5 protein-coding genes and 1 pseudogene are annotated in these 4,876 nt (G+C 72.4%); 1 reads left to right on the forward strand and 5 read right to left on the reverse strand.

Annotated features, from left to right (window positions below):
* Both ACFWPS_RS53730 and ACFWPS_RS53735 read right to left on the reverse strand, forming a co-directional pair.
* Nucleotides 1-245, reverse strand: a pseudogene (locus tag ACFWPS_RS53730) (diaminopimelate decarboxylase); the annotation flags it as partial.
* A 41-nt stretch (nucleotides 246-286) separates the two neighbouring features.
* The gene (locus ACFWPS_RS53735) at nucleotides 287-634 is read right to left on the reverse strand and encodes an SAV_915 family protein (RefSeq protein ID WP_383721838.1); all 348 of its coding nucleotides are present in this window, start codon (nucleotides 632-634) and stop codon (nucleotides 287-289) included.
* Between the two features lie 321 nt (nucleotides 635-955).
* On the opposite strand from ACFWPS_RS53735, the gene ACFWPS_RS53740 reads away from it, so the two are divergent.
* Nucleotides 956-1,489, forward strand: a complete 534-nt coding sequence (locus tag ACFWPS_RS53740) for a universal stress protein (RefSeq protein WP_383721840.1) — start codon at nucleotides 956-958, stop codon at nucleotides 1,487-1,489.
* A 31-nt stretch (nucleotides 1,490-1,520) separates the two neighbouring features.
* Here the strand turns inward: ACFWPS_RS53740 and ACFWPS_RS53745 are convergent, their stop codons facing one another.
* The 3 genes from ACFWPS_RS53745 to ACFWPS_RS53755 form a co-directional block, all read right to left on the reverse strand.
* Nucleotides 1,521-4,061, reverse strand: a complete 2,541-nt coding sequence (locus ACFWPS_RS53745) for a DUF4118 domain-containing protein (RefSeq protein WP_383721841.1) — start codon at nucleotides 4,059-4,061, stop codon at nucleotides 1,521-1,523.
* A gap of 1 nt (nucleotide 4,062) precedes the next feature.
* A complete protein-coding gene (locus ACFWPS_RS53750) occupies nucleotides 4,063-4,746 on the reverse strand; it encodes a response regulator (RefSeq protein ID WP_383721843.1) in 684 nt (227 codons plus the stop codon).
* An 8-nt stretch (nucleotides 4,747-4,754) separates the two neighbouring features.
* A partial coding sequence (locus ACFWPS_RS53755) for a potassium-transporting ATPase subunit C (protein WP_383721845.1) occupies nucleotides 4,755-4,876 on the reverse strand: 122 nt, incomplete at its 5' end.

A 4,876-nucleotide genomic window follows, 5' to 3' on the forward strand; every position in this document is an offset into this window, starting at 1 on the left:
CACAGGAACGCCTTGGCGGCGTAGAGGACTTCGGTGTCGGGGAAGGCGTGCCGGTAGGTGCGGCAGCGGTCGCGGACCTCGTTCTCGTCGAGGACGTAGACGGGGGTGCCGAAGCGGTCGGCGACCTCGGCCAGTGGGACTCCGCCGACGGCCAGGTCGCCGGGCCGGGGCTCGGTGGCCGAGGCGGGCCACACCGACAGATCGGCGGGCGTGGTGGTGACGACGGGTTCGTGCAGGGTGGTCATCGACCGCTCCCCTCTCAGACGAATCAGGCGGTTCAGGCGGTTCAGGCGGTTCGGGCGATCCGCAGGGACACGGCGGCGGGCGCGAGCGGCGCCACCGGCGTGGGCGCCGGCGCCGACAGCTGCGGGTCGACCGTGACGGTCGTGACGCCGAGCGGTGCGGCCAGGGCACGCAGGGCGGGTTCGGCGAGCCGGATCCAGGCCTGGTCGGGGCCGAGCGTGGCGGCGAGTCCGCGGGCCGAGGTGAAACCGACGGCGGTGCGCTCGCCGAGCGGGGTGCGGAAGAGCCGTGCCGCGTACCCCGAGGGTCCCGGCCGGACCGGTACGAACAGGGGTCCGGCCGGGGAGCGATCGGAGGGCTCCGGGTCGTCACCGCACAAGAGTTCTGGCATGGCATGCCTCCTGGCACAGGAAGGAGCGGGTGCCCCGGACGCGGTGAGGCGGACCGGGGCTCGCCCAAGACGCTATGCCCGCTCCCGGCACCTCTCCGATGCCTCATGACGGGACGCTGACGGTGATCGCGGCGACGTTGACGGGATGCTGACGAGCGGCCGTCGGCGCTGGTGGCGCCGGTCACAGCGGCCGTCAGAGGCGTGCCAAGAAGTGGTCCGGGCACTGGCCGTCACCCGTTCGGCGCAGTGTGATGGAACCGGATCGGGGTACCCGTCCGCCCCGGGAACGGCCCGGGACAACTGCGGAGAAACGGTGGAGTCATGACCGGTTACGACGCCTGCGCGCCCGTTCGGGTCGTCGTCGGCGTGAGCGGTTCGCTGGGCAGCGTCACGGCCCTGTGCCGGGCCGCCGCGGAGGCCCGGCGCCGCGATGCGGAACTGTGGCCGGTGCTCGTGTGGGAGCCGCCGGGCGGCGAGCTGGCGGCGCGGCGCTCGCCGGCCTCGATGCTGCTGGTCGACGAGTGGCGGCGGCTGGCCCGACAGCGGCTGCTCGACGTGCTGGAGGAGGTCTTCGGCGACGCCGGGCCCGGCACCCCGCTGCACGCCCTCGTGGTGCGCGGCACCCCGGGACTGTCCCTGGTGGAGACGGCGGACCGGGAGGACGACGTGCTGGTCGTAGGCGCGGGCCGGCGCGGCTGGCACCGGGCCTTCTCGGGCCGGGTGGCCCGCTACTGCCTGTCCCACGCGCACTGCCCGGTGCTGGCCGTGCCGCCCTCCCCGCTGGAGGAGACGCTGACGGCCGCACACCGCCGCAACAGCTGGCATCTGCCGCTGGGCTCACGGCAGTTGTCGTAGCAGCCCGGTGAAGTCGGTTGCCGTACCAGCCCTATGAAGTGACAGCCGCCGGCAGGTCCGGCCGACCTGGTCTGCGGCCCGGTGCGGTCGGCAGGCTCAGCACCATGGTGAGGCCGCCGCCCGGGGTGTCCTCGGCGGCCAGCGTGCCGCCCATCGCCTCGGCGAAGCCCCGGGCCACGGCCAGGCCGAGCCCCACCCCCGCACCGCGCGGTGAGTCGCCGTACCGCTGGAACGGCTCGAAGATGCGCTCCTTGGCCTCGTCCGGGACGCCGGGGCCGCGGTCCACGACCCGCACCTCCACCCGGTCGGCCATGGAGCTGGCCTTCACCAGCACGGGGGTGTCCGCGGGGCTGTACTTGACGGCGTTCTCGACCACGTTGGCGACGACCCGCTCCAGCAGCCCCTTGTCGACGTGGACCATCGGCAGCGTCTCCGGGATGTCCAGCTCGACGCTGTCCTCGGGGACCCCGCCGAGCGCCATCGGCACCACCTCGTCCAGGTCGGCCTCGCGGACGATGGGCGTCACGGTACCGGTCTGCAGGCGGGACATGTCGAGCAGGTTGCCGACGAGATGGTCAAGACGGTCGGCGCCCGCCTCTATGGCCTCCAGGAGCTCCGCCCGGTCCTGCTCGGACCACTCCACGTCGTCCGAGCGCAGCGACGACACCGAGGCCTTTATGCCGGCCAGCGGGGTGCGCAGGTCATGGCTGACCGCGGCCAGCAGGGCGGTGCGGATGCGGTTGCCCTCCGCCAGTTCCTTCGCCTGGTCGGCCTCCTGCCGGAGCCGCTGCCGGTCGAGCACGACGGCCGCCTGGGCGGCGAACGCGGCCAGCACCCGCCGGTCGGAGGCCGGCGGCACGCGTCCCGAGAGGGCGAGGGTCATGTGGTCGCCGACCGGCACGTCGACGTCCGCGCGCTCCGGCGACTGACAGGGCCGCGGTCCGACGCTGCCGGCACACGTCCAGGGCGTCACGTCGTCCGCCCGCTCAAGGAGCGCCACCGACTCCATGCCGAAGGTCTCCCGCACCCGTTCCAGGAGCGCCTCCAGGCTGGTCTCGCCGCGCAGCACGCTGCCCGCGAGGAAGGACAGGATCTCCGACTCGGCGCGCAGCCGGGTCGCCTGCTGGGTGCGCCGGGCCGCCAGGTCCACGACGGAGGCCACCGACACGGCGACCCCGACGAAGATCACGATGGCGACGATGTTCTCGGGGTCGGCGATGGTGAGGGTGTGGACGGGCGGGGTGAAGAACCAGTTGAGCAGCAGGGAGCCGACCACCGCCGAGGTGAGCGCCGGGAGCAGACCGCCGAGCAGGGCCGCGGCGACCGTCAGGGCGAGGTACAGCAGCATGTCGTTGGCCAGGCCCACCTCCGGTGCGACGGAGGTCAGCAGCCAGGTGAGCAGGACCGGGCCGAGGACGCCGGTCAGCCAGCCCCAGATGAGCCGGGACCGGCCGAGCCGCGCCGAACGGCCCAGCGGGAGCCGCCCCTTGCCGGCCTCGTCGTGCGTGATGAGGTGCACGTCGAGGTCGGGTCCCGAGTCCCGGGCGACCGTGGCGCCGACGCCCGGCCCGAGGACGTACTGCCAGCTCCTGCGCCGGGAGACGCCGAGGACGATCTGGGTGGCGTTGACCCCGCGCGCGAAGTCGAGCAGCGCGGCCGGGACGTCGTCGCCGACGACGTGGTGGTAGGTGCCGCCGAGGTCCTCCACGAGGGTGCGCTGGACGGCGAGTTCCTTCGGGGAGGCGGAGGTCAGTCCATCGCTGCGCGCTATGTAGACGGCGAGCACCTCGCCGCCGGCGCCCTTCTCGGCCAGCCGGGCGGCCCGCCGGATCAGCGTCCGCCCCTCCGGCCCGCCGGTGAGCCCGACCACGATCCGCTCGCGCGAGCCCCAGATCTTCGAGACCCGGTGCTCGCTGCGGTACTCGTTCAGGTACTCGTCGACCCGGTCCGCGACCCAGAGCAGGGCGAGTTCGCGCAGGGCGGTGAGGTTGCCCGGCCGGAAGTAGTTGGACAGGGCCGCGTCGACCTTGTCGGGCTGGTAGATGTTGCCGTGCGCCATCCGGCGGCGCAGGGCCTGCGGGGACATGTCGACCAGCTCGATCTGGTCGGCGCGCCGTACGACCTCGTCGGGCACGGTCTCCTGCTGGCGCACCCCGGTGATGGACTCCACCACGTCCCCGAGGGACTCCAGGTGCTGGATGTTGACGGTGGAGACGACGTCGATGCCCGCGGCCAGCAGTTCCTCGACGTCCTGCCAGCGCTTGGCGTTGCGGGAGCCCGGGATGTTGGTGTGCGGGAGTTCGTCGACGAGGGCGACCTGGGGGCGGCGCGCGAGGACGGCGTCGACGTCCATCTCGGTGAACACCGCTCCCCGGTAGTCCAGTTCGCGGCGCGGGAGCTCCTCCAGGCCGTGCAGCATCACCTCGGTGCGCGGCCGGTCGTGGTGCTCGACGAACGCGACGACACAGTCGGTGCCGCGTTCGATCCGGCGGTGGGCCTCGGAGAGCATGGCGTAGGTCTTGCCCACGCCGGGTGCCGCGCCGAGGTAGATCCGAAGCCTGCCGCGTGCCATGTCATCCTTCGAAGCGGTAGCCCATGCCGGGCTCGGTGATCAGGTACCGGGGATGCGAGGGGTCCGCCTCGAGTTTGCGGCGGAGCTGGGCCATGTAGACCCGCAGGTAGTTCGTCTTGTTGCTCTGGGTGACTCCCCACACCTCCCGCAGCAGGTGCTTCTGCGTGACGAGCCGGCCGGGGTTGGTGACCAGTATCTCCAGCAGATGCCACTCGGTGGGGGTGAGCCGTACGTCGTGACCGGCCCGCACCGCCTTCTTGGCGAGCAGGTCGATGGTGAAGTCGTCGGTCTCCACCCGGGTGGTCTCGGGGGCGAGCGGCACGTCCTCGGTGCGGCGGACCGCGGCCCGCAGCCGGGCGAGGAGTTCGTCCATGCTGAACGGCTTGGTGATGTAGTCGTCGGCGCCCGCATCGAGCGCGGCGACCTTCTCGTCGGAGGCCTGCCGCGCCGACAGCACCAGGATCGGTACGCGGGTCCAGCCGCGCAGCGCCTTGATGACGTCGACCCCGTCCATGTCGGGCAGACCGAGGTCGAGCATCACCACGTCCGGCTGACGCGCGGCCGCCAGCCGGATGGCCGTGGCGCCGTCGGGCGCCGCGTCCACTCCGTACTGGCGTGCCTGCATGTTGATCACGAGTGCCCGTACGAGCTGGGGGTCGTCTTCCACGACCAGCACTCGGGTCATCGGTTCTCTCAACTGCCCTTGGTCAGATCCTTCAACGCGATGTTGAGTTCGAGGACGTTCACCCGGGGCTCGCCGATGAAGCCGAGGGTTCGGCCGTCGGTGTGGTCCTTCACCAGCTTCTCCACCTGCG

This window comes from Streptomyces sp. NPDC058457 (genome assembly GCF_042720695.1).
GTDB lineage: Bacteria > Actinomycetota > Actinomycetes > Streptomycetales > Streptomycetaceae > Streptomyces.